Consider the following 1,336-nt stretch of genomic DNA (forward strand, 5'->3'; position numbering starts at 1 on the left):
GGCTGCCGCCCCCGCGGCACCGGCGGCGCCTGCCGCGACGGCGGCGACGGCGCCGGCAGCACCGGCGGCGCCGCCGAAGATCGACAGCGGCGACACCGCCTGGATGCTCGCCTCCACCGCCCTGGTGCTGATGATGACGGTGCCCGGCCTCGCGCTGTTCTACGCCGGCATGGTGCGCAAGAAGAACATCCTCGCCACCATGATGCAGTCCTTCACCATCTGCTGCCTCGTCACCATCACCTGGATGGTCGCCGGCTATTCCATCGCCTTCACCCCGGGCAACGCCTATATCGGCGACTTCTCCCGCATCTTCCTCAACGGCATCGGCCAGTTCATCCAGAAGGGCAACGACACCCAGGCCTTCACCCTGGCCGCCGGCACCGACGTCGCCGCCCCGCAGACGGTCCCCGAGACCGTCTACATGATGTTCCAGATGACGTTTGCGATCATCACCCCGGCGCTGATCTCCGGCGCCTTCGCCGACCGCATGAAGTTCTCGGCGATGTGCGTCTTCATGGTGCTGTGGTCGCTGCTGATCTACTCGCCGATCGCCCACTGGGTGTGGGAGCCCACCGGCTGGGCCGCCAAGGCCGGCGTGCTCGACTTCGCCGGCGGCACCGTCGTGCACATCAACGCCGGCATCGCAGGCCTGGTCTGCGCCCTCGTGCTCGGCAAGCGCCTCGGCTACGGCCACGACAACATGGCACCGCACAACCTCGCCTATGCGGTGATCGGCGCGTCGCTGCTGTGGGTCGGCTGGTTCGGCTTCAACGCCGGCTCCGCCGTCGCCGCCAACGGCCGCGCCGGCATGGCCATGGCCGCGACCCAGATCGCCACCGCCGCCGCCGCACTCGCCTGGATGTTCGCCGAATGGGTCTCCAAGGGAAAACCCTCCGTCCTCGGCTGCATCTCCGGCGCCGTCGCGGGCCTCGTCGCCATCACCCCGGCATCGGGCTTCGTCCTGCCCGGACCCGCGCTGATCATCGGCATCGCCGCCGGCGTCATCTGCTTCTGGACCGCCACGTCGATGAAGCACCTGTTCGGCTATGACGACAGCCTCGACTGCTTCGGCGTGCACGGCATCGGCGGCATCGTCGGCGCGCTGCTGACCGGCGTCTTCTCCTACGGCCCGCTGTCCGCCACCGACGCCACCCCGGCCGGTTCGCCCGGCAGCCTCGCCCAGCTCATCCTCCAGGCCGAGGGCGTCGCCTCCACCATCGTCTACTCCGGCATCGGCAGCTTCATCCTCCTCAAGATCGTCGACCTCGTCATCGGGCTCCGCGTCTCCACCGAGGAAGAACGCGAGGGACTCGATATCGTCCTCCACGGCGAACAG

At 68.9% G+C, this 1,336-nt stretch carries 1 protein-coding gene; it reads left to right on the forward strand.

Features of this window, described 5'->3' with window-relative positions; all coding sequences use genetic code 11:
* The coding region (locus tag B8460_RS19910) for an ammonium transporter (protein WP_048863370.1) at positions 1-1,336 on the forward strand (1,336 nt) is incomplete at both ends.

The sequence above is a fragment of the Acidisphaera rubrifaciens HS-AP3 genome, from assembly GCF_000964365.1.
Taxonomy (GTDB): domain Bacteria; phylum Pseudomonadota; class Alphaproteobacteria; order Acetobacterales; family Acetobacteraceae; genus Acidisphaera; species Acidisphaera rubrifaciens.